At 66.4% G+C, this 20887-nt stretch carries 17 protein-coding genes; 10 read left to right on the forward strand and 7 right to left on the reverse strand.

Translation table 11 applies throughout. The features are described from left to right. The first annotated feature begins 164 nt into the window (after positions 1 to 164). From arfB to dcp, 3 genes are all read left to right on the forward strand, one after another. Positions 165 to 596 (forward strand): alternative ribosome rescue aminoacyl-tRNA hydrolase ArfB, encoded by a 432-nt coding sequence (gene arfB, locus K4043_RS16270; protein ID WP_123731074.1) that lies wholly within the window; start codon positions 165 to 167, stop codon positions 594 to 596. Between the two features lie 46 nt (positions 597 to 642). Further along, positions 643 to 1203: a lysophospholipid acyltransferase family protein gene (locus K4043_RS16275; protein WP_259260783.1), complete on the forward strand. Its 561-nt coding sequence runs from the start codon at positions 643 to 645 to the stop codon at positions 1201 to 1203. A gap of 146 nt (positions 1204 to 1349) precedes the next feature. Next, on the forward strand, positions 1350 to 3506 hold the full coding sequence (dcp, locus tag K4043_RS16280; RefSeq protein WP_265309940.1) for a peptidyl-dipeptidase Dcp: 2157 nt from the start codon (positions 1350 to 1352) through the stop codon (positions 3504 to 3506). Positions 3507 to 3760: 254 nt separating this feature from the next. Here dcp and K4043_RS16285 read toward each other — a convergent pair whose 3' ends face one another. Then, a complete protein-coding gene (locus tag K4043_RS16285) occupies positions 3761 to 4210 on the reverse strand; it encodes a 3-dehydroquinate dehydratase (RefSeq protein ID WP_123731076.1) in 450 nt (149 codons plus the stop codon). Between the two features lie 3 nt (positions 4211 to 4213). Next, positions 4214 to 4624, reverse strand: coding sequence for a hypothetical protein (locus K4043_RS16290; RefSeq protein WP_265309941.1), 411 nt, complete (start codon positions 4622 to 4624; stop codon positions 4214 to 4216). 178 nt (positions 4625 to 4802) lie between these two features. Between K4043_RS16290 and lepB the strand changes: the two genes are divergently transcribed. Further along, positions 4803 to 5435, forward strand: a complete 633-nt coding sequence (gene lepB, locus K4043_RS16295) for a signal peptidase I (protein ID WP_265309942.1) — start codon at positions 4803 to 4805, stop codon at positions 5433 to 5435. A 132-nt stretch (positions 5436 to 5567) separates the two neighbouring features. Beyond that, entirely contained in the window at positions 5568 to 6839 is a 1272-nt protein-coding gene (locus K4043_RS16300) for an MFS transporter (RefSeq protein ID WP_265309943.1), read from the forward strand. On the opposite strand, the gene K4043_RS16305 is transcribed toward K4043_RS16300, so the two are convergent. Further along, positions 6829 to 7731 carry a LysR substrate-binding domain-containing protein gene (locus K4043_RS16305; protein WP_265309944.1) on the reverse strand — a complete coding sequence of 301 codons (903 nt, stop codon included), beginning with the start codon at positions 7729 to 7731 and terminating at the stop codon, positions 6829 to 6831. The genes K4043_RS16300 and K4043_RS16305 overlap by 11 nt on opposite strands. A gap of 10 nt (positions 7732 to 7741) precedes the next feature. Beyond that, complete coding sequence (locus K4043_RS16310; RefSeq protein ID WP_265309945.1) at positions 7742 to 8707, reverse strand: LysR substrate-binding domain-containing protein; 966 nt, start codon at positions 8705 to 8707, stop codon at positions 7742 to 7744. Positions 8708 to 8815: 108 nt separating this feature from the next. On the opposite strand from K4043_RS16310, the gene aceB reads away from it, so the two are divergent. The 4 genes from aceB to K4043_RS16330 all read left to right on the forward strand — a co-directional run bounded on the left by aceB (position 8816) and on the right by K4043_RS16330 (position 15564). Then, the gene (gene aceB / locus K4043_RS16315) at positions 8816 to 10462 is read left to right on the forward strand and encodes a malate synthase A (RefSeq protein WP_265309946.1); all 1647 of its coding nucleotides are present in this window, start codon (positions 8816 to 8818) and stop codon (positions 10460 to 10462) included. 52 nt (positions 10463 to 10514) lie between these two features. Next, positions 10515 to 11807: an isocitrate lyase gene (aceA, locus tag K4043_RS16320; protein ID WP_265309947.1), complete on the forward strand. Its 1293-nt coding sequence runs from the start codon at positions 10515 to 10517 to the stop codon at positions 11805 to 11807. A gap of 225 nt (positions 11808 to 12032) precedes the next feature. Beyond that, positions 12033 to 13079, forward strand: a complete 1047-nt coding sequence (locus K4043_RS16325) for a GGDEF domain-containing protein (RefSeq protein WP_265309948.1) — start codon at positions 12033 to 12035, stop codon at positions 13077 to 13079. A gap of 13 nt (positions 13080 to 13092) precedes the next feature. After that, entirely contained in the window at positions 13093 to 15564 is a 2472-nt protein-coding gene (locus K4043_RS16330) for a putative peptide modification system cyclase (protein ID WP_123731085.1), read from the forward strand. A 6-nt stretch (positions 15565 to 15570) separates the two neighbouring features. Here the strand turns inward: K4043_RS16330 and K4043_RS16335 are convergent, their stop codons facing one another. Further along, positions 15571 to 15879 (reverse strand): NHLP-related RiPP peptide, encoded by a 309-nt coding sequence (locus tag K4043_RS16335; protein WP_265309949.1) that lies wholly within the window; start codon positions 15877 to 15879, stop codon positions 15571 to 15573. 168 nt (positions 15880 to 16047) lie between these two features. On the opposite strand from K4043_RS16335, the gene K4043_RS16340 reads away from it, so the two are divergent. Beyond that, entirely contained in the window at positions 16048 to 17214 is a 1167-nt protein-coding gene (locus K4043_RS16340; RefSeq protein ID WP_265309950.1) for a putative peptide maturation dehydrogenase, read from the forward strand. Positions 17215 to 17235: 21 nt separating this feature from the next. Here K4043_RS16340 and K4043_RS16345 read toward each other — a convergent pair whose 3' ends face one another. After that, complete coding sequence (locus K4043_RS16345) at positions 17236 to 19218, reverse strand: acetyl/propionyl/methylcrotonyl-CoA carboxylase subunit alpha (RefSeq protein WP_265309951.1); 1983 nt, start codon at positions 19216 to 19218, stop codon at positions 17236 to 17238. A gap of 55 nt (positions 19219 to 19273) precedes the next feature. After that, positions 19274 to 20884, reverse strand: coding sequence for a carboxyl transferase domain-containing protein (locus tag K4043_RS16350; RefSeq protein ID WP_123731087.1), 1611 nt, complete (start codon positions 20882 to 20884; stop codon positions 19274 to 19276). Between the last annotated feature and the right edge of the window lie 3 nt (positions 20885 to 20887).

A 20887-nucleotide genomic window follows, 5' to 3' on the forward strand; every position in this document is an offset into this window, starting at 1 on the left:
GGCGGGCCATCGGGCGGATCGGGAACATTGCGGAGCATCCTGCGTTGCGGGAAACCGGAGAATACCTGCGATGGCGTCATCAGACCGTAATTGAGGACGTTATCGGCGACATCCACGCACGTTGCAGTCACCCAGCCGGCGGTCCTCCCCTTACAATGCGGCCCATGGGCAACGGGCCAGTCACCATCAGCGCGCACCTGACGATTCCGGATACGGAACTCGTCGAGCGGTTCGTGCGCGCCAGCGGCGCCGGTGGCCAGAACGTCAACAAGGTCTCCACCGCCGTCGAACTGCGCTTCGACGTGGCCGGCTCGCCTTCGTTGCCCGAGCCGTTGCGCGCGCGCCTGCTGGCCCGCCGCGACCGGCGCATGACCGGCGAAGGCGTGCTGGTCATCGATGCACAGCGTTTCCGTACCCAGGACCGTAACCGCGAGGACGCGCGCGATCGACTGGCCGCCTTCATCCAGGCGGGGCTGAGCGTGCCCAAGGCACGCGTGGCCACCAAGCCGACCTACGGGTCGAAACTGCGTCGTCTGGACGCCAAAAAGGGGCGCGCGCAGGTCAAGCGCGGGCGCACCACACGCAATTGGGAGTGATTGCTTGAACAACCGAAGTCCGTTGTTGCCGGTGGTTCCGCCGAACATGCCGCAGGTCAAACCGAACCGCTTCCTCCGCTGGCTGGCCCGCTGCACGCTGCGCCTGGGCGGTTGGAAAGTGACCGGCACCCTGCCCGATGTGCCCAAAGTGGTGTTCATCATCGCCCCGCATTCGTCCAACTGGGACGGCTTCTGGGGCATGGCGGCCAAGATCGCGCTGGGCATGCAGGTCAAGGTGCTGGGCAAGGCCTCGCTGTTCTGGTGGCCGCTGGGGCCGCTGCTGCGCAAGCTCGGCGTCATCCCGCTGGACCGCAGCTCGCCGCAGGGCACCGTGGAGCAGGCGGTCAGCCTGATCCGTGGCTCGGACCGCCTGTGGTACGCGATCACCCCGGAAGGCACGCGCAAGGCGGTGCAGCACTGGAAGGCCGGATTCCTCAAAATCGCACGCATGGCCGATGTGCCGGTGCTGGCCGCGTACTTCCACTACCCGGAAAAGACCATCGGCATCGGCCCGTTGTTCCATCCCACCGGCAACGACGTGGCCGACATGGCCGCGATCCGCGAGTACTACCGCCCTTGGCAGGGCAAGACCCGCGGCACCGTCTGAGCGCCGCCGGGCGGGTCGGGCGGGGTAGCCCCCACGGCCCGCACAGCCACGCGCCACGACCGGCACATGCCGCCTGCGGGCTTTGGGAGTAGGGTGATCGGCTGCGGGATTTTCCGTCCCGCGCCCTCATCCAAGGAGCCCGTTTCATGTCGCGTACCGTAGTTTTGGCCGCTGCCATCAGCCTGGCGCTGGCGGCCTGTTCCGGCAAGGAGTCCACCCCCGTGACCGATACCCAGCCCGCCCCGACCCAGCAGCCGGCCGATGCGTCCGCCAACCCGCTGTTGAGCGCCAGCACGCTGCCGTTCCAGGCGCCGCCGTTCGACAAGATCAAGGACAGTGACTACCTGCCGGCCTTCAACGAAGGCATGAAGCAGCACCTGGCCGAAGTCCGCAAGATCGCCGACAACCCCGAGCCCGCCACCTTCGACAACACCATCGAAGCGCTGGAGCGCAGCGGCGAGACCCTGACCCGCGTGTCGCGCATCTTCTTCGGCCTGGTCCAGGCCGACACCAACGATGCACGCCAGAAGGTGCAGGAAGAAGTCGCCCCGAAGCTAGCCGAGCACCAGGACGAGATCAACCTCGACCCGAAGCTGTTCGCCCGCATCAAGACCATCTACGACCAGCGCGATGCGCTGGGCCTGGACCCGGTGCAGAAGCGCCTGGTCGAGCGTGACTACCAGGAGTTCGTGCGCGCCGGCGCGCAGTTGAACGATGCCGACAAGGCCTCGCTGCGCAAGCTCAACGTGGAAGAAACCACGCTGGCCACGCAGTTCCACACCCGTCTGGTGGCTGCGACCGCCGCCGGTGCCGTGGTCGTCGATGACAAGGCCAAGCTGGCCGGCCTGGATGAGGATGCGATCAACACCGCCGCCGCCGATGCCAAGGCCCGCAACCTCGATGGCAAGTACCTGCTGCCGCTGCAGAACACCACCCAGCAGCCGGTGCTCGGCTCGCTGAGCGACCGCGAGCAGCGTGCTGCGGTGCTGAAGGCGTCGGAAACCCGGGCCGAAAAGGGCGACGCCAACGACACGCGCGAGACCATCCAGCGCCTGGCCCAGCTGCGCGCGCAGAAGGCCAAGCTGCTCGGCTTCGAGAACTACGCTGCCTACAGCCTGGCCGACCAGATGGCCAAGACCCCGGCCGCCGCGCTCAAGCTGCTGACCGACACCGTGCCGGCCGCCACCGCCAAGGCGCGTGGTGAGATCAGCGAAATGCAGAAGGTGATCGATGCGCAGAAGGGCGGCTTCAAGCTCGCTGCCTCCGATTGGGACTTCTACGCCGAACAGGTGCGCAAGGCGCAGTACGACCTGGACGAATCGCAGATCAAGCCGTACTTCGAGATGGACAACGTGTTGCAGAACGGCGTCTTCTACGCCGCCACGCAGCTGTACGGCATCACCTTCAAGCCGCGTACCGACATCCCCACCTACCACCCGGACATGAAGGTCTACGAAGTGTTCGACAAGGACGGCACCTCGCTGGCCCTGTTCTACACCGACTACTTCAAGCGTGACAGCAAGTCCGGCGGCGCCTGGATGGATGTGTTCGTCGAACAGGACGGCCTGACCGGTGCCAAGCCGGTGGTGTACAACGTGTGCAACTTCACCAAGCCCGCCGCCGGCCAGCCCGCGCTGCTGAGCTTCGATGACGTGACCACGATGTTCCATGAGTTCGGCCACGCGCTGCACGGCATGTTCTCGAAGGTGAAGTACCCGTCCATCGCCGGTACCAGCACCTCGCGCGACTTCGTCGAGTTCCCCTCGCAGTTCAACGAGCATTGGGCGCTGGACCCGAAGGTCTTCGCCAACTACGCCAAGAGCTACAAGACCGGCGAGCCGATGCCGCAGGCGCTGGTTGACAAGATCCTCAAGGCGCGCACCTTCAACCAGGGCTATGCGACCACCGAGTACCTCTCGGCCGCCCTGCTCGACCTGGCCTGGCACACCCAGCCGGCCGACGCCAAGCTGCAGGACGTCGCCCCGTTTGAAGCGGCCGCGCTGAAGAAGTTCAAGGTCGACCTGCCGCAGGTGCCGCCGCGCTACCGCACCAGCTACTTCGATCACATCTGGGGTGGCGGGTATTCGTCCGGTTACTACGCCTACTTCTGGGCCGAAGTGCTGGACCATGACGCCTTCGAGTGGTTCAAGGAGAACGGTGGCCTGACCCCGGAGAACGGCCAGGTGTTCCGCGACAAGATCCTCTCGCGCGGCAACAGCGTGGAGCTGGCCGATCTGTACCGCGAGTTCCGCGGCAAGGATCCGTCGGTGGAACCGCTGTTGGTCAATCGTGGCCTGAAATAATCGCGGCATCCCGGTAGGTACCGACCGTTGGTCGGTACGCCTGCCACCGGTACACGCTGAAACGAAAACGGCAGGGGAAACCCTGCCGTTTTTTCTGGGTTGCTGCTCCGCTGGCCGGGTCGCTGGGGCGGGCGCTGGGCCCCTATGCCCTTTCCGGCGAATGTCCTCCGGCGTCGGCCTGCGGCCGCCCCCTCCCCCTCTATTTCGCCTCCAAGGGCATAGGGGCCCAGCGCCCGCCCCAGCGACCCGGCGCATCACGTCCCCACATGCACGCCCTCAGCGATTTCACTGCATCCCAGGTGATCCAGCGCGATCTCCAGCGCGTGCATGTAACTCTGCGCGCAGTACCCCCGGGCCACGCCGATGCGCTGGCCCACATGCGCTGGCAGGCACGCCTCCGGGGCGCGCGCATCGTCGTCGTGCACTTCCACGTAGGCGTTATGCAGATGCGGCAGCAGGCGCTGCAGGCGCGCGCTGTCCACGCACGCCCCCGGATCAAGCAGGGTGACTTCGCCTCGGCTGTGATCGGCCACGCGCAGGGCATCCAGCAGTTCCTGCTCCGAGCCACACGCGCGGATCGCCACCGTGGTGCCCGCATCGATCGCGCGATGCACCAGGGATTTGAGAACGAGCGGCGGTAGCGGCTGCGCGGTACGGATCAGCTGCCCGGCCGCTTCCGGCCCACGGATGATGAAGATCGACATGGCTCAGCCCTCCACGGCCTGCAGGCGATGGGCGGCGATCGCCAACGACAGCCGGCACGCATCCTGGCGACCGCTGCTGCAGACGACCCGCGCGGCCGGGGCATGCTGCGGATGCAGGTGCTCGTCCAGCGCGTCGTCGTCGTTGCTGGCCATCTCGATGTACGGCACCGGCAGGTCCTCCAGCGCGGTGCGCAGTGCCTGGCCGTAGCGCGCCCACTGCGGCGCATCGACCGCCGCGGTGGCAATCAGGACCAGCGCCGGGCGGCTGCGCTGGGCACGCTGCAGGCAGCGCACCAGGGCCGGCACGGAGTCGCAGTCGCGGCAGGCCAGGCGGTGCCCGGCGACCCGCGCAGGCAGCGGCGACGCGTCCGGCACGGCGTTCGACGGTGTATGCCGGATCAGCAGGATGGTCATGGAACGTCTCTTCGAAGCGCCCTTCGGCGCGGTGTCGCCACGATGCGGCCGCGCCCCGTAAAACCGCGATGCCGACCCGGCACGCCCGGCGTAAACAGTGCGTAGCTTTTTCGGACCCGGCCAGGGAACTTGCCCGCCGTCCATCCGGTCACAGCCACACACTTCCTGGAGCGCCCGTATGGACACCCCCGCCGCCGCCTCTGCCGCCACCGACCACCGCCTGCTGCGCTGGCTGAAGAAGGAAGCCCTGCCGCTGCTGGTGATGCTCGGCCTGCTCGCTGCGGCGCGCGACACCTTGGCCAACCACTACCAGGTACCCAGCGGCTCGATGCAGCACACGCTCATGCCGGGCGACCGGGTGGTGGTGGACATGCGCGCCTACGGCGTGCGCCTGCCGTTTACGTCGGTGGAACTGCTGCACACCGGCCAGCCGCAGCGCGGTGACGTGGCGGTGTTCGATTCACCGCAGGACGGCACCCGGCTGATCAAGCGCATCGCGGCGGTTGGCGGGGATCGGGTCGAGCTGCACGACGGTCACCTGAGCATCAACGGCCATCCGCTGGCTCAGGCCGGGGTGGGTGAGATCGAAGACTTCGGTCAGCATCTGGCGCAGCTGGATCTGGGCCAGGGCGGTGGTCCGGACATCACCGGCCTGACCGTGCCCGCCGGGCAGGTGCTGATGCTCGGCGACCACCGCGGCAACAGTGCCGACGGCCGCTTCTTCGGCCTGGTCCAGGCCAGCGCGTTGTACGGCAAGGCCTCGCACGTCTACTACCGACGGGGCGAAGGCCTGACCTGGCAGACGCTGTAATGCCCGTCGCGATCTGAATCGATATCTGCAACATCTCGATTCAGACCTATCAGGTTATGGATCGACCTGCCGGCGCTGCCTATCCTGAGCGCTGACTCCTCGCTCCGGCCCGTCTACGCGGGCCTTACCGGCATGAATGGCGACACCGCAGCGGTCCCCGATCGCAGCCCCCCGGCCACCGCAGCGGCGGCCGGCGATCAGATCCAGCAGGGCACCCCGGCCTTCCGGCGCACGGCGGCCGCGCTGTTCCTGGCCGGCTTTTCCACCTTCGGGCTGCTCTACACGGTGCAGCCGCTGCTGCCGGAATTCAGTCGCCACTTCGGTGTCTCCGCAGCCAACAGTGCGCTGACCCTGTCGCTGAGCACCGGTCTGCTGGCGGTCTCGATGCTGATGGCGGGATTGATCTCCGACCGCATCGGGCGTCGCAGCGTGATGGTCGCGGCGTTGCTGGCGTCCAGCGTGTTGTCTGTCGCCACCGCGATGGTGGATGACTGGACCTCGCTGCTGGTGCTGCGCACGCTGCTTGGCATCGCGCTCAGTGGCGTACCGGCGGTGGGCATGACCTACCTCGCCGAGGAAATGGACAGCCGCGCGCTGGGCCTGGCGATGGGCCTGTACATCGGCGGCAATGCGATCGGCGGCATGAGCGGTCGTCTCATCGCGGGCATCGTCGCCGACCATTGGGGCTGGCGCTGGGGTATCGGCGTGGTCTCGCTGATCGCACTGCTCAGTACCGTGCTGCTGTGGATCCAGCTGCCGCCGTCACGCCACTTCCAGAGCCGCCGTATCGGCCTGCGCGAACTGCCTTCGCGCTGGCGCAGCCTGTTCGGCGATCCCGGGTTGCCGTGGTTGTTCGCCACCGCCTTCGTGTTGATGGGCGTGTTCGTCACCCTCTACAACTATCTCGGCTTCCACCTGCTGGCGCCGCCGTATGGCCTCAGCCAGACCGTGGTCGGCCTGATCTTCAGCGTGTACCTGGTCGGCACCTTCAGCTCGGCGTGGATGGGGCAGCAGGCCAATCGCCATGGCCGCAGCCGCGTGCTGGCGATCTGCTACGGACTGATCGCGCTGGGCATCGTGCTGCTCGCGATGCCGTGGCTGGGCTGCATGGCGGCCGGCATCGCGCTGGTGACGTTCGGCTTCTTCGGCGGCCACTCGGTGGCCAGCAGCTGGGTCGGCAGCCGCGCCGGTGCGATGCGCGCCGAAGCGTCCGCGCTGTATCTGTTCGCTTACTACCTGGGCTCCAGCGTGGCCGGCGTGCTCGGCGGTGTGTTCTACACGCAGTGGGACTGGCTGGGCGTGTGCGGTTTCGTCGGCGTACTGACCGTGGCCGGTGGCGTGATCGCGTGGCGTCTCGGCCAGCGCGTGCAACCGGCCGCCGCCGCGATTGCGCTCAGCCGCTGACACCCTGCAGCAGCCGGGTGAAGTGACCGATCAGCGGCGACGCTGGGCCGCGGCGGCAGGCCACGTGCACTTCCGAACTGGCCGCACGATCACTGAGTGCGACGAAGCGTGCACCGTCCACCTGGATATGGCAGCACGAGGCGGGCAGCACCGTTACCCCCAACCCCGAGGCCGCCAGGCTGATCAGCGTCGAGGCTTCGCCTGCCTCCTGCACGATGCGCGGCGTGAAGCCGGCGCTGCGGCATAGCGCGATCACATGATCGTGGATGCCCGCGCCGACCTCGCGCAGGAAACCGACGAACGGCTCATGCGCGAACAGCCGCAGCGCCACCGCCGCATCGGCCGGCAGATCACGCACCAGCGGATGCTGGTCGTGCACCACCAGCGCGAGTGGATCACTGAACAGTTTGCGTGACATCAGCGGCGCGGGCAGGGCACGTTTGCGGATCAACCCGACATCCAGTTCGCCGGCCATCAGCGCATCGATCTGCTGCAGGGTGTTCATCTCGCGCAGCTTCAACTGCACCTGCGGAAACTGCTGGCGGTAGGCGAAGATCGCGCGCGGGATCTGCGTGGACAGCGGCGTGGCCCGGGTCAGCCCGATGCGCAGCTCACCGGTTTCCCCGCGCTGCGCGCGCTGGGTCAGATCGATCGCGGTATCCACCCGGGCCAGCACTTCACGCGCCTGCTCCTGCAGCACGCGCCCGGCGTCGGTCAGTTCCACCCGGCGGTTCGCGCGCAGGAACAGCCGCGCGCCGAGCAGTGTTTCCAGCTGACGGATCTGCTGGCTGAGCGGCGGCTGCGACATCCCCAGCCGCTCGGCCGCGCGGCCGAAGTGCAGCGTCTCGGCGACGGCCAGGAAGTAGCGCAGGTGGCGGAGTTCGATGGACATGGGGCGTGCGTCAGCGCTCGGAATGACCACTTTCATCATAGCTGCGCGGGCTGAACAGGTCCGGCTGGATCAGCTCGATGAACGCCCTTGCCTGTGGTGACAGGAACCGCCCGCGCCGCACGATCACGCCATAACTGCGCTCCGGGAACCACGCACCCATCGAGCGCGTCACCAGCTTCTCGCGGTCGGCATCGTGCAGGCAGAGCGCCGGCACGATCGAGATGCCCATGCCCATTGCGACGTACTGCTTGATCACTTCCCAGCCGCCCACCTCCAGCGCGACGGTGTAGGGCAGCCGATGCCGCTGGAACACCTGGTCCACCAGCCGGTAGGTGATCTGGCGTTTGGGCGGCAGCACCAGCGGGTATTGCGAGATCGCCTCCAGGCTGAGTTCGCCGTGCGCCAGCGGATGCTCGGGCGGGGCGATCAGCACCTGCTCGAAGCGATAGGCCGGGGCGTAGCTGAGGTCGGCCGGCACATCGGTCATCGAGCCCACCGCCAGGTCGGCCGCATCGCTGCGGAGCAGGTCGGTGCCGTCGGCGCTGATCGCGTTGTGCAGGGTCAGGCGGACGTCCGGATGGCGCTGGCGGAAGCGCTCCACGATGCGCGGCAGCAGGTACAGGATGGTCGAGCTGTTGGCCGCGATGTTGAGTTCGCCGGCGTCCAGCCCTTTGACCTTGTCGCGGAAGCTGGCCTCCAGCCCGTCCAGGTTCTCCACCAGCGGCAGCGCCATCTCATACAGCAACTGGCCCTCTCGGCTGGGCACCAGGCGGCGGCCGCTGCGCTCGAACAGGTTGACCCCGAGTTCGCGCTCCAGCGCCTGCAACTGCTGGCTGATGGCCGGCTGGCTGACGAACAGCGCCTCAGCTGCCCGTGAGACTGAGCCGAGGCGGACGGTCTGACAGAACGCCCGCAGCGGCTTGAGCCGGTCGGATTTGTAGGAAAACCGGGGGCTTGGCGTGCGCGGCGTGGTCATGGCGTCATGAGTATAAGCACACCTTATGTAAGCCATTGCAATAACTGCTTTGTCAAATATCGGCGCGGCAGCGCACGGTGGCGTTCAACCGCACCGCAGGAGCCCGCCATGTCCGCCGTCGCTTACGCCACCGCCCAGCCCACCCCCGCCGATGCACCGGCCACCCCCGGCATTGCCCTCACCACCCAGCTGGCCGGCCAGTCCGCGCTGCTGCCGGCGGGGGTACTGGCGCTGCTGGTGTCGCTGCACCGGGCGGTGGAGCCGGAGCGTCAGCGCCGGCTGCAGGCACGGGTCGCGCGCCAGGCCTTCTTCGATGGCGGCGGCCTGCCGGACTTCCGAGCCGATACCGCCGAGATCCGCGCCAGCGACTGGCACGTCGCCCCGCTGCCGGAGGCGCTGCAGGACCGCCGGGTGGAGATCACCGGCCCGACCGACCCGAAGATGGTCATCAACGCGCTGAACTCCGGCGCCAAGGTGTTCATGGCCGACTTCGAGGATTCCACTGCCCCGGCCTGGCGCAATCTGCTGGCCGGCCAGCAGGCGCTGATCGGCGCGGTGCGTGGCGATCTGACCTACACCGGCCCGTCCGTGGATGGGAAGCCGGGCAAGGAGTACACCCTGCGTCCGTTCAACGAGCAGGCCGTGCTGATCGTCCGCCCGCGTGGCTGGCATCTGGATGAGAAGCACGTGCGCATCGATGGCCAGCCGATCGCCGGTGGCCTGTTCGATGCGGCGGTGTTCGCCTTCCACAATGCCCGCACCCTGATGTGCAGGCAGCGTGGCCCGTACTTCTACCTGCCCAAGCTGCAGAGCATGGAAGAGGCCGCGCTGTGGGAGACCGCGCTGTCGCACATCGAGGGCATGCTCGGCCTGCCGCATGGCCAGATCAAGGTCACGGTGCTGATCGAAACGCTGCCGGCGGTGTTCGAGATGGACGAGATCCTGCATGCGCTGCGCGATCGCATCGTCGGCCTGAACTGTGGCCGCTGGGATTACATTTTTTCCTACATCAAGACCTTCCGCCGCCACGCCGACAAGGTGCTGCCCGAGCGCGGCCAGGTGACGATGACCCAGCCGTTCCTGAAGGCGTACTCCGAACTGCTGATCCGTACTTGCCACCGCCGTGGCGCGCATGCGATGGGCGGCATGGCCGCGCAGATTCCGATCAACCACGACGCGGCCGCCAACGAGCAGGCGATGGCGCGGGTGCGGGCGGACAAGCTGCGCGAAGTCACCGCCGGCCATGACGGCACCTGGGTCGCCCACCCCGCGCTGATCCCGGTCGCGCGGGCGATCTTCGACGAACACATGCCCGGGCCGAACCAGCACCGCGTGCTGCGCAACGATGTGCAGGTGGGCCGCGATGATCTGATCGCCGCGCCCACCGGCACCATCACCCGCGCCGGTTTCGAGGGCAACGTCGAGGTCTGTGTGCGCTACCTGGCCGCCTGGCTGGACGGCAACGGCTGCGTGCCGATCCACCACCTGATGGAAGACGCGGCCACCGCCGAGATCAGCCGCAGCCAGCTGTGGCAGTGGCTGCATACCCCCGGCCAGCACCTGGACGACGGCACCGCCATCGACCTGGCCCTGCTCGACGCCACCCTGGCCCAACTGCCGGCGCGGCTGGGTGACACCACCGCGCTGCCGGGCAGCGCCCGCATCCCCGAGTCCATCGCGCTGCTGGCCGAACTCAGCCGCCGCGAAGCGCTCACCGACTTCCTGACCCTGCCGGCCTACGACCGCCTCGACTGACCACCCGCCATCCACCTGCTGTTACCGCATCCGTTCCCTTTGGAGATTCGACATGAGCACCCTGCAGACCGCCGAACAGATCCAGCACGCTTGGAACACCGACCCGCGCTGGGCCGGGATCGCCCGCAACTACACCGCCGCCGATGTGGTGCGCCTGCGTGGCACCGTGCACGTGGAGCACTCGCTGGCGCGGCTGGGCGCGGAGAAGCTGTGGACGTACCTGCAGGAAAAGGACTTCGTCAACGCGCTCGGCGCGTTGACCGGCAACCAGGCCATGCAGCAGGTCAAGGCCGGCTTGAACGCGATCTACCTGTCCGGCTGGCAGGTTGCCGCCGATGCCAACCTGGCCGGGCAGATGTACCCGGACCAGTCGCTGTACCCGGCCGATTCGGTGCCGGCGGTGGTCAAGCGCATCAACAACACCCTGCTGCGTGCCGATCAGCTGCACCATGCCGAAGGCAAGGATGACATCGACTTCCTGCAGCCGATCGTGGCCGATGCCGAAGCCGGTTTCGGCGGCGTGCTCAACGCCTTTGAGCTGATGAAGGCGATGATCGAGGCCGGCGCGGCCGGCGTGCACTTCGAGGACCAGCTGGCCTCGGTCAAGAAGTGCGGGCACATGGGCGGCAAGGTGCTGGTGCCGACCCGCGAGGCGATCGAGAAGCTCAACGCCGCGCGCCTGGCCGCCGACGTGATGGGCGTACCGACCCTGCTGGTGGCGCGTACCGATGCCGAGGCCGCCGACCTGCTGACCAGCGATGTGGATGGCAACGACCAGCCGTTCACCACCGGCGAGCGCACCGTGGAAGGCTTCTACAAGACCCGCAACGGCCTGGACCAGGCGATCAGCCGCGGCCTGGCCTATGCGCCCTACGCCGACCTGATCTGGTGCGAGACCGGCAAGCCGGACCTGGAGTTCGCCCGCAAGTTCGCCGAGGCGATCCATGCGAAGTTCCCCGGCAAGCTGCTGGCCTACAACTGCTCGCCCAGCTTCAACTGGAAGAAGAACCTGGACGACGCCACCATCGCGACGTTCCAGAAGGAGATCGCCACCTACGGCTACAAGTTCCAGTTCATCACCCTGGCCGGCTTCCACGCCCTGAACTACTCGATGTTCAACCTGGCCCACGGCTATGCCCGCCGCCAGATGAGCGCCTTCGTGGAGCTGCAGGAAGCCGAGTTCGCCGCCGCCGACCGGGGCTTCACCGCGGTCAAGCACCAGCGCGAAGTCGGCACGGGCTACTTCGACGCGGTGACCCAGGCGATCCAGCAGGGCCAGTCCTCGACGACCGCCCTGAGCGGGTCCACCGAGGAAGAGCAGTTCAACGCCGAACGGGCGGCCTGACCCCGTCCGGGCAGGGGGCAGGGAGGGCCAGCAGGGCGGTCAGTCGGGGGACTGGCCGCCCTTTTCGGGTGCCCCAGCCCGGTCTTCACGGGGTCGAAGGCGGCAGAACGTGCACCGTTTCACGATTTTGGGGCGTAATAGTCGGAAATGGGATAGGGCGCACAGTTTTGAGGAGTGCTATCCTCCATCGCTCACCAGGGGGCGCTGGAAAGCGGGTGTTCGGAAATGACCGGCAAGGGTGCGGCGGCGATCATGTGCGAACGAGAAACAGACATCGACCGAAAGGCGATGGCTGAGATCGTGCACGCCATCCTGAGCAGCGGCGAGTCCGCATTGTTCTCCGAGTTCGGCCGCCAGCGCAAGCTGGACCAAGGCACGCACCTGTTCCACCGCGGCCATGCCGGCAGCACGATGTACGTCATCGTCAGCGGCTGCATCGAACTGGATTTCGGCGAAGACCTGGTGGTCAAGTCGCTGGGCCCCAACGAATTCTTCGGCGAGCTGGGCCTGCTGATCGGCGACCACCAGCGCAGTGCCGGTGCACGTGCCGTCGAAGACAGCGTCGTGCTCGAGCTGGACCACGATGATTTCCAGCGTCTGGTCAACCGTGACCCCAGCCTGCTCGCCTATTTCCTGCGCCGCACGATCATGCGCGTGGTGGGCAACGAGCAGGTGCTGATCCGCCAGCTGCGCCGCCGCAACCACGATCTCGAAACCGCGCTGGACAACCTCTACGTCACCACCCACCAGCTCACCCACACCCGTGAGCTGGTGCGCACCGACGAACTGACCGGCCTGCACAACCGGCGTGGCCTGGCCCTGTACCTGCAGGAATGCCGCGCGCAGGAAGACAGCGCGCCGCAGGGCCTGTTGCTGATCGACTGCGACCACTTCAAGCAGGTCAATGACGAACATGGCCACCAGGCCGGCGACCGCGTGCTGCAGAGCGTGGCCAACATCCTGCGCTCGGTCACCACCGAGCTGGACATTGCCTGCCGACTCGGGGGTGACGAGTTCTGCCTGCTGCTGCGCCACGTCAACCCGGACAGCCTCCAGCACGCGGCCGAGTTCATCCTCAGCGCCGTGCACGGCCTGATGGGGCGCGCGCAGGGCGTGCCGCACCTGTGCCCGGTCAGCATCGGCGTGTGCCTGATCGACCCCCGTACCGACTGGAGCGAGTGGTACGCTCGCGCCGACAACGCGCTGTACCAGGCCAAGCGCCTGGGCGGCAACCGATTGCACTGGTCGCGCTCGGCGACCGCCACACCCTGATCGGGAGATCGGCATGAACGGCGACAACGGAACGTCGACCCAGGCCCCACAGATGCGGGCGCTGTTGTTCACCGATCTGTGCGACTCGCTGATCCTGGTGGAGCGGATTGGCGATGCGGCCGCGGCGGAGTTGTTCCAGGAGCATGACCGGCTGGTGCTGGTGTTGCAGCAGCAGTGGAATGGGCAGCAGATCGATCGATCGGATGGGCTGTTCCTGTTGTTCGAGCGGGCCATAGATGCGCTCGGCTTCGCGTTGGACTACCAGCGCGGACTGCAGCGTTTGGGGCAGGCGCGCTCCATCATGCTTCGCGCGCGCGCCGGCCTCCATGTGGGCGAGATCCTCACATGGGAAAACAGTGCGGAAGCGGTCAAGGTGGGGGCGAAGTCGGTGGAAGTGGAAGGGTTGGCCAAGCCCATGGCGGCCCGATTGATGACGTTGGCGCGACCCGGGCAGATTCTGCTGTCGGCGGTGGCCGAATCGCTCACCCACCGGGCGACTGCTGAACTGGGTGAGCGCGGTAAAAACCTGCTGTGGAAGTCGCACGGGCGGTGGCGCTTCAAAGGCGTACCGACCAGCCAGGAGGTCTTTGAGGTTGGCGAAGTAGGCTTTGCTCCTCTTCGAATGCCTCGTAGCAACGCTAAGGCGCGGCGCGACATTCCCTTATGGCGGCAGCCAGCGGCATTGGCCGCAGAAACGGCCGTCCTGGTCATGCTGGCTATTGGCGCTTGGGCAATGTTCCGTCCGGAGCCCGCAATAGCATTTGCTGAGCGGGATTGGGTAGTACTGGGTGATGTCAGCAACATGACCGACAACGCTCTGCTTGATGATTCGCTGCAACAGGCATTTCGTATCAGCTTGGAGCAATCACGGTACGTAAACGTACTTGGCGATCTGAAGGTGCGCGACACGCTTCACCGGATGCAGCGCAAACCCGACATGCCCATGGACAGGCGCACGGCCAACGAAGTTGCGATTCGAGAGGGCGCGCGCGCGGTCATCATGCCGTCTGTCATGGAGGTCAACGGCAGTCTGCGGGTTGCAGTGGAAATCGTAGATCCCCGAACAGGGGCGACGGTCTACTCCGAGTACGCGGACGGGCGAGGTGTGGACTCGGCGCTCGCTTCCACTGACAGTGTGGTTGCGTCCTTACGCACGCGCTTGGGCGAGGCAATGAAGGACGTCAGCCGGACGTCCGCTCCTCTGCCCGAGGTAGCCACCAGCAATCTGGATGCGTTGCATGCGTACGCCGCTGGTCTCAAGGCATACGGAGAGTATCGATATCCGGACGCGCTGGCATTCTTTGAGCAGTCCGCACGATTCGATCCCGAGTTCGCCTTTGCGTACATTGGCCAAATGCGCGTTTATTTCGCTCGTGGCGAAACGATCCGCGCGCGACAGTTGCTGAAACGTACACTGGCATTGAAGGCAAAGATGGCGCCGCGCGATGCGCTTTATCTGGACGCCTGGGCATCTGAACTCAACGATGCAGGCGTTGCTGTTGCTGCGCATAAATGGAAGCTGCTTGGTGACCTGTACCCTGACTACCATGCCGCACACGCCAACCGTGCAAATGCCCTCTTCTCCCTCGGCCGTTACGGAGACGCCGAGGCGGTGGCCCGCCTTGCTGCTGTGACACAGAATCCAATGTACAACGTCGCCCTGCAAATGTTGGCCAGAACGCAGTTGGCGCAGGAGGAGCTTGATCAGGCGCTTCAGACGTATCGGCAGGTGGAGAGCGCGGGGCGAGGGCAACCCAATCGCGAATTCGCTTCGGTGCTTGCTGCTCGAGATGATTTTGTCGGAGCATCCAGGGTCTTGGATGCGATCCCCAACGACTCATTGCCGGCATGGTTTCAGAGAACAGCTATTGCCGCCGATCAAGGTCAGGCGGATGAGGCGCTGGGCAATGCGCGCAGGGCGCGTAAGTCGTGCGACATTGAGGGCCACGTCTGTAATGCACTTTCGCTTCAGGAATTGGCGCTCAGAACTGTTTCGGGCTCCGCTCCGCGCGGCGACGAGTTTGGGCAAGCCCTTTCCAACATGCACCAGCAGGCAATGGCGGCCGTTGGTAGTGACCGGGCTGAATGGCTGTACATGGGCTCTGCGGGCGTATACCTGGCCCAGCGCGCGGGGGAGAGTACGGTTGCCGAACGTTGGTCGCCGGTGTTCACCAGAATGGCGAGTGAACTTGGTGATCCGCGAGCCCGGCAGATGGCCGAACTTGCCAGCGCGGAAATCGATCGAAGATCGGGCCGCATCGATACCAGCATCAAACGACTGAGTGCACTGGTGGATGGTGCGGAGTTGTTCCAGGTACATGTGGCGTTGCACATGGCCTACCTGGACAAGGGTGATCAGGCATCAGCCGAGCGCGAACGCGTATGGCTTTCCAGGCATCGTGGGCTGGTGTATGCGGAGAACGCCGGTACTTATTCCCTGATGGCACTCAATGCTACTGACGCGCATAGTGCGCGCCAGCAGTAGCGACCGTCAGGGGCGGGGTTTACGTTTCATTTGTTCGTCTACCTTGCCTGCGACAAAGCAATGCGGCACATAAAATGAGGCGTGCGAGGCCAGGTACTTGAGTAGCTCGGTGCGCGCCTGCGCAAACTCTTCCTTGCTGGCCAGTTTCCCTGCCGGCTCGCACGTGTGACACGAAGCGGCGGCTTCGTCGCTGACCTGGGTCATCGCGGACGCGGGATCCACGGCAAACTGGCTGCGAAAATCATCATCGGTGCACAAAAGATCCAGAAGGCGAACCGCATCTTCTGGGGAAAGCGGCTTCTTGTCAGCGGTCATGTCGGTCACATTGGGTGAAGAGTGGGTTGAGTGAGTGCCACTTCAACGGCAACTGCAATATCGGCCAGCTGTACATCCTCTTTAGCATTGACCTGATGCTGATCGACGCTTCATTCCTGGGGACTGCAGCCGACAATGTAACAGCCCACTTCTCCCCGGAAGCAGAACGTGCCCCTCCCTCGTATCCGACGCTGCCGACATCTTTACCTTGAGCCCTGGCAATGCCGCGAGTTTTCATTGCAGGCAGTAATCGATGGCGGCAGCGGTCTTCAGGTGCGCTCCGCCTGGCATGCCTTGGCCCCGCACCTGAATGCCCCCGTGGAAGTCTCCATTGCCATGATGCAACGGCTTGAGGCAGTTGATCCGGACGCGTGGCAGGCTCAGCGCTGCGGAGGCATCGACGTGGAACTGGAAGCACTGCTACAGCACGGACTTGTTCTGCAAGAGGGGTCCATCACTCCAGAGGCACTGGCGGACGAGCGCTTGCGGAGCCTGGATTGGTGGGGACCTGCTGCCATGATGCATTGGCAGTCCCGGTGGCAAGGACGTGACAGTGGAGTGGCGTTGGGCGTCGCCGGGCTGCAGACTGCAGCCGGTCTCCGTGACCGGCTGGGCCCGCCACCGCCCGCGACGGTGCCACCCCGCGGTGGCCGGATCGACCTTCCAAACCTCGATCTGGATGAGACCGACATCCTGCTGCAATCGCGCAGCACGTGCCGTAACTTTGACCGAGAGCGTTCCTTGTCGAAGGACACGCTTGTGCGCATGTTGCAGCGATGCTTTGGAGCGACGGGAACCTACGTCCTCGATGCAGACAGCACTTTCCTGAAAAAGAACGCGCCCTCAGCTGGAGGGCTTCATCCCACCGAGGCGTATCTACTCATTCAGCACGTGGATGGCATCACGCCGGGCCTGTATCACTATCACCCCCTTGACCACGCATTGACCCGTCTTGAAGACCAATCTGCCATCCATATTGGCTTGGCTAAAAAGATCTGTGCGGGGCAACCGTGGTTCTCCGATGCGCACGTTCAGGTGATTCTGGTGGCACGCTTCGCGCGATCACACTGGAAATACAGAAATCACGCCAAGGCTTACCGGGCCGTGATCCTGGACGTAGGGCATCTGTCACAGTTGCTGTTGACCTGTGCAACGGAACAGGGGTTAGGCGCGTTTGTCACCGCCGCAATCAACGAGAAAGATATTGAAGCCGCGCTGGACTTGGATGGAATGGAGCAAGGCGTGTTGGCCGTATGCGGATTCGGTCACCGCAGCGCTCAGATGGCCACGACAGAGTTCGATCCCGTTGAGCGAGTATGGGAGCGGGTTCCCTGACGTGGCCCTTCGCATACGCGATCAACCCGCCTCGAAATCCACCAGCACCGCCCCATCCCCCACCTGGTCCCCGGCCTTGACCCGGTAACCCTGCACGGTGCCATCGGCCGGCGCCTGCAGCGTGTGCTCCATCTTCATCGCCTCCAGCACCAGCAACGGCGCGCCGCGTTTGACCGCCGTGCCCGGTGACACCAGCGTGGCCACGATACGGCCCGGCATCGGCGCGACCAGGCTGCCGGCATCGGCGACGGACTGGTCCGCTTCGCTGACTGGATCATGCAGGGTGAAGCGCTGCACGCCCTCGCTGCCGAACAGGTAGAGCTCATTGCCATCGCGGATGACGGTGGCACGGTGCAGCTGCTCGCCGATCTGCACGCGCAGCGCATCACCGGCCAGGCGGCCGCTGCCCTGCAGCGCGTTGCCGTCCATGTGGACAGCCCACTGCTCGCCAGCCGCCTGTACGGCGACGCTGCGCTGCGCACCCCGGTGCTCCAGTGTCAGCGCGCGTGCGGCCGGCGCGCCGAGGCGCCAGCCATCCTGGGCCTGCCACAGTGAGTGCGGGTCGCGCGCATCACGGCTGGCGGCTTCGCTGGTGGCTACGCCGGCAATCGCGGCCAGCGCCCAGAGTGCCGGATCGCTGTCGCCGTCGTTGGGAGCCAGTGCGGCCTGCTCGCGCTCGATCAGCGCGGTGTCCAGCTTGGCCTGGGTGAACGAATCGGTCATCACCAGGCGGCGCAGGAAGGCGGCATTGGTGGTCACGCCGACCACTTCGCACTCGGCCAGCGCCTGCTGCATGCGGCGCAGCGCGGCGTCGCGGTCGACGTCCCAGACGATCAGCTTGGCGATCATCGGGTCGTAGAACGGGGTGATCGCATCGCCCTGCTCGACACCGGCGTCCACGCGCACGTGCGCGGTGTTGGCCGGCAGGCGCAGGTGGCGCAGGGTGCCGGTGGAGGGCAGGAAACCGCGGTCGGCGTCTTCGGCGTACAGGCGGGCTTCCAGTGCATGGCCGCGGATCTGCAGCTGATCCTGCTGCAGCGGCAGCGGTTCACCGCTGGCCACGCGCAGCTGCCACTCGACCAGGTCGGTGCCGGTGATGCACTCGGTGACCGGGTGCTCCACCTGCAGGCGGGTGTTCATTTCCATGAAGTAGAAATCGCCATCCGGGCCGGCGATGAACTCCACCGTGCCCGCGCCGACGTAGTTGACCGCGCGCGCGGCATCGACGGCGGCCTTGCCCATCGCGGCGCGGCGCTCGGGCGTCATGCCGGGCGCGGGCGCTTCTTCGAGCACCTTCTGGTGGCGGCGCTGCACCGAGCAGTCGCGCTCGAACAGGTACACCACGTTGCCGTGGCTGTCGCCGAACACCTGGATCTCGATGTGGCGCGGACGCTCCACATACTTCTCCACCAGCACGTGTGCGTTGCCGAACGCGGACTGCGCTTCACGCTGGCAGCTGGCCAGCGCCTCGGTGAAGGTCGCGCTGTCGTCCACGCGGCGCATGCCCTTGCCACCGCCGCCGGCGCTGGCCTTGATCAACACCGGGTAGCCGATGCTGTCGGCCTGCTGGCGCAGGAACTCGGGGATCTGCTCGTCGCCGTGGTAGCCCGGGGTGAGCGGTACGCCGGCCTGGTGCATCAGCGCCTTGGCCGCGCTCTTGTCACCCATCGCGCGGATCGCCGCAGCGGAGGGGCCGATGAACACGATGCCCGCCTCGGCGCAGGCCTGCGCGAAGCCGGCGTTCTCCGAGAGGAAGCCGTAGCCGGGATGGATCGCCTGCGCGCCGGTGCGGCGGGCGGCTTCCAGGATCGCGTCGCCGCGCAGGTAGCTCTCACGCGCCGGCGCCGGGCCGATCGCGATGGCCTCGTCGGCCAGGCGCACGTGGCGCGCGTTGCGGTCGGCGTCGGAGTACACCGCCACGGTGGCGATGCCCAGGCGCTGGCAGGTAGCGATGACGCGGCAGGCGATTTCGCCACGGTTGGCGATCAGGATCTTGGTGAACATGGTGGTCTCGTTGCGCGGGCCAGGGGCGGCGGTGCCAGGCGGCACCGCCCGTGCATTACATGCGGAACACGCCGAAGTCGGTCTTCTTCGCCGGGGCGTTGAGGCTGGCCGACAGCGCCAGGCCCAGCACACGACGGGTGTCGGCCGGATCGATCACGCCGTCATCCCAGAGGCGGGCGCTGGCGTAGTACGGGTGGCCCTGCGATTCGAACTGCGCGCGGATCGGCGACTTGAAGCCGTCTTCTTCCTCGGCCGACCACTGCCCGCCCTTGGCTTCGATGCCATCGCGCTTGACCGTGGCCAGCACGCTGGCGGCCTGCTCGCCGCCCATCACGCCGATGCGCGCGTTCGGCCACATCCACAGGAAGTTGGGCGAGTAGGCGCGGCCGCACATGCCGTAGTTGCCGGCACCGAACGAGCCGCCGATCACCACGGTGAATTTGGGCACCTTGGCGCAGGCCACGGCCATGACCAGCTTGGCCCCGTCCTTGGCGATGCCGCCGTGCTCGTACTTGCGGCCGACCATGAAGCCGGTGATGTTCTGCAGGAACACCAGCGGGATGCCGCGCTGCGTGCACAGTTCGATGAAGTGCGCGCCCTTCAGCGCGGACTCGGAGAACAGGATGCCGTTGTTGGCGATGATGCCCACCGGGTAGCCGTGCAGATGCGCGAAGCCGGTGACCAGGGTGTTGCCGTAGCGCGGTTTGAACTCATCGAAGCGCGAATCGTCGACCAGGCGCAGGATCACTTCGCGCACGTCGTAGGGCTTGCGCGTATCGGCCGGGATCACGCCATACAGCTCGCGGGCCGGATGTCGCGGTTCCACCGGGGCCTGCACTGCCAGCGCCGGTTCGGGCTTGCGCCAGTTGAGCTGGGCGATGATCGCGCGGACCCGGGCCAGCGCCTGCAGGTCGTTGTCGGCCATGTGGTCGGCCACGCCGGAGATGCGCGTGTGCACATCGGCACCGCCCAGTTCTTCGGCGGTGACCACTTCACCGGTGGCCGCTTTCACCAGCGGCGGGCCGCCGAGGAAGATGGTGCCCTGCTCGCGCACGATCACCGTTTCATCGCTCATCGCGGGCACGTAGGCGCCACCGGCGGTGCAGCTGCCCATCACGCAGGCGATCTGCGGGATGCCCTGCGCGGACAGGTTGGCCTGGTTGTAGAAGATCCGGCCGAAATGGTCGCGGTCCGGGAACACCTCGTCCTGCAGCGGCAGGAATGCACCGCCGGAATCCACCAGGTAGATGCAGGGCAGGCGGTTCTGCTCGGCCACTTCCTGCGCGCGCAGGTGCTTCTTGACCGTCATCGGGTAATAGGTGCCACCTTTGACCGTGGCATCGTTGGCCACGATCACGCACTCCACGCCCGAGACCCGGCCGATACCGGCGACGACACCCGCACTGGGAATCGGATCGCCATACATGCCGTGCGCAGCCAGCGGGGCGATTTCCAGGAAGGCGCTGCCCGGGTCGAGCAGGGCATCGATGCGGTCACGCACCAGCAGCTTGCCGCGTGCGGTGTGCTTGGCGCGTGCCGCTTCGCTGCCGCCCAGCGCGGTCTGCGCCAGGGTAGCGCGCAGGTCGTCGACCACCGCCTGCAGCGCGGCGCGGTTGGCCTCGAAGGTGTCGCTGCCCGGTTGCAGCTGGGTGCTCAATACGGTCATGGC

The sequence above is a fragment of the Stenotrophomonas sp. SRS1 genome (assembly GCF_026130205.1).
Classification (GTDB): domain Bacteria; phylum Pseudomonadota; class Gammaproteobacteria; order Xanthomonadales; family Xanthomonadaceae; genus Stenotrophomonas; species Stenotrophomonas rhizophila_B.

Coding starts and splice junctions, on each gene's coding strand:
- aceB (WP_265309946.1), top strand. CDS start 8,816: ATGTCCGCCGTCGCTTACGCCACCGCCCAGCCCACCCCCGCCGATGCA.
- aceA (WP_265309947.1), top strand. CDS start 10,515: ATGAGCACCCTGCAGACCGCCGAACAGATCCAGCACGCTTGGAACACC.
- K4043_RS16310 (WP_265309945.1), bottom strand. CDS start 8,707: ATGACCACGCCGCGCACGCCAAGCCCCCGGTTTTCCTACAAATCCGAC.
- dcp (WP_265309940.1), top strand. CDS start 1,350: ATGTCGCGTACCGTAGTTTTGGCCGCTGCCATCAGCCTGGCGCTGGCG.
- K4043_RS16345 (WP_265309951.1), bottom strand. CDS start 19,218: ATGTTCACCAAGATCCTGATCGCCAACCGTGGCGAAATCGCCTGCCGC.
- K4043_RS16350 (WP_123731087.1), bottom strand. CDS start 20,884: ATGACCGTATTGAGCACCCAGCTGCAACCGGGCAGCGACACCTTCGAG.
- lepB (WP_265309942.1), top strand. CDS start 4,803: ATGGACACCCCCGCCGCCGCCTCTGCCGCCACCGACCACCGCCTGCTG.
- K4043_RS16300 (WP_265309943.1), top strand. CDS start 5,568: ATGAATGGCGACACCGCAGCGGTCCCCGATCGCAGCCCCCCGGCCACC.
- K4043_RS16325 (WP_265309948.1), top strand. CDS start 12,033: ATGACCGGCAAGGGTGCGGCGGCGATCATGTGCGAACGAGAAACAGAC.
- K4043_RS16335 (WP_265309949.1), bottom strand. CDS start 15,879: ATGACCGCTGACAAGAAGCCGCTTTCCCCAGAAGATGCGGTTCGCCTT.
- K4043_RS16285 (WP_123731076.1), bottom strand. CDS start 4,210: ATGTCGATCTTCATCATCCGTGGGCCGGAAGCGGCCGGGCAGCTGATC.
- arfB (WP_123731074.1), top strand. CDS start 165: ATGGGCAACGGGCCAGTCACCATCAGCGCGCACCTGACGATTCCGGAT.
- K4043_RS16330 (WP_123731085.1), top strand. CDS start 13,093: ATGAACGGCGACAACGGAACGTCGACCCAGGCCCCACAGATGCGGGCG.
- K4043_RS16305 (WP_265309944.1), bottom strand. CDS start 7,731: ATGTCCATCGAACTCCGCCACCTGCGCTACTTCCTGGCCGTCGCCGAG.
- K4043_RS16275 (WP_259260783.1), top strand. CDS start 643: ATGCCGCAGGTCAAACCGAACCGCTTCCTCCGCTGGCTGGCCCGCTGC.
- K4043_RS16290 (WP_265309941.1), bottom strand. CDS start 4,624: ATGACCATCCTGCTGATCCGGCATACACCGTCGAACGCCGTGCCGGAC.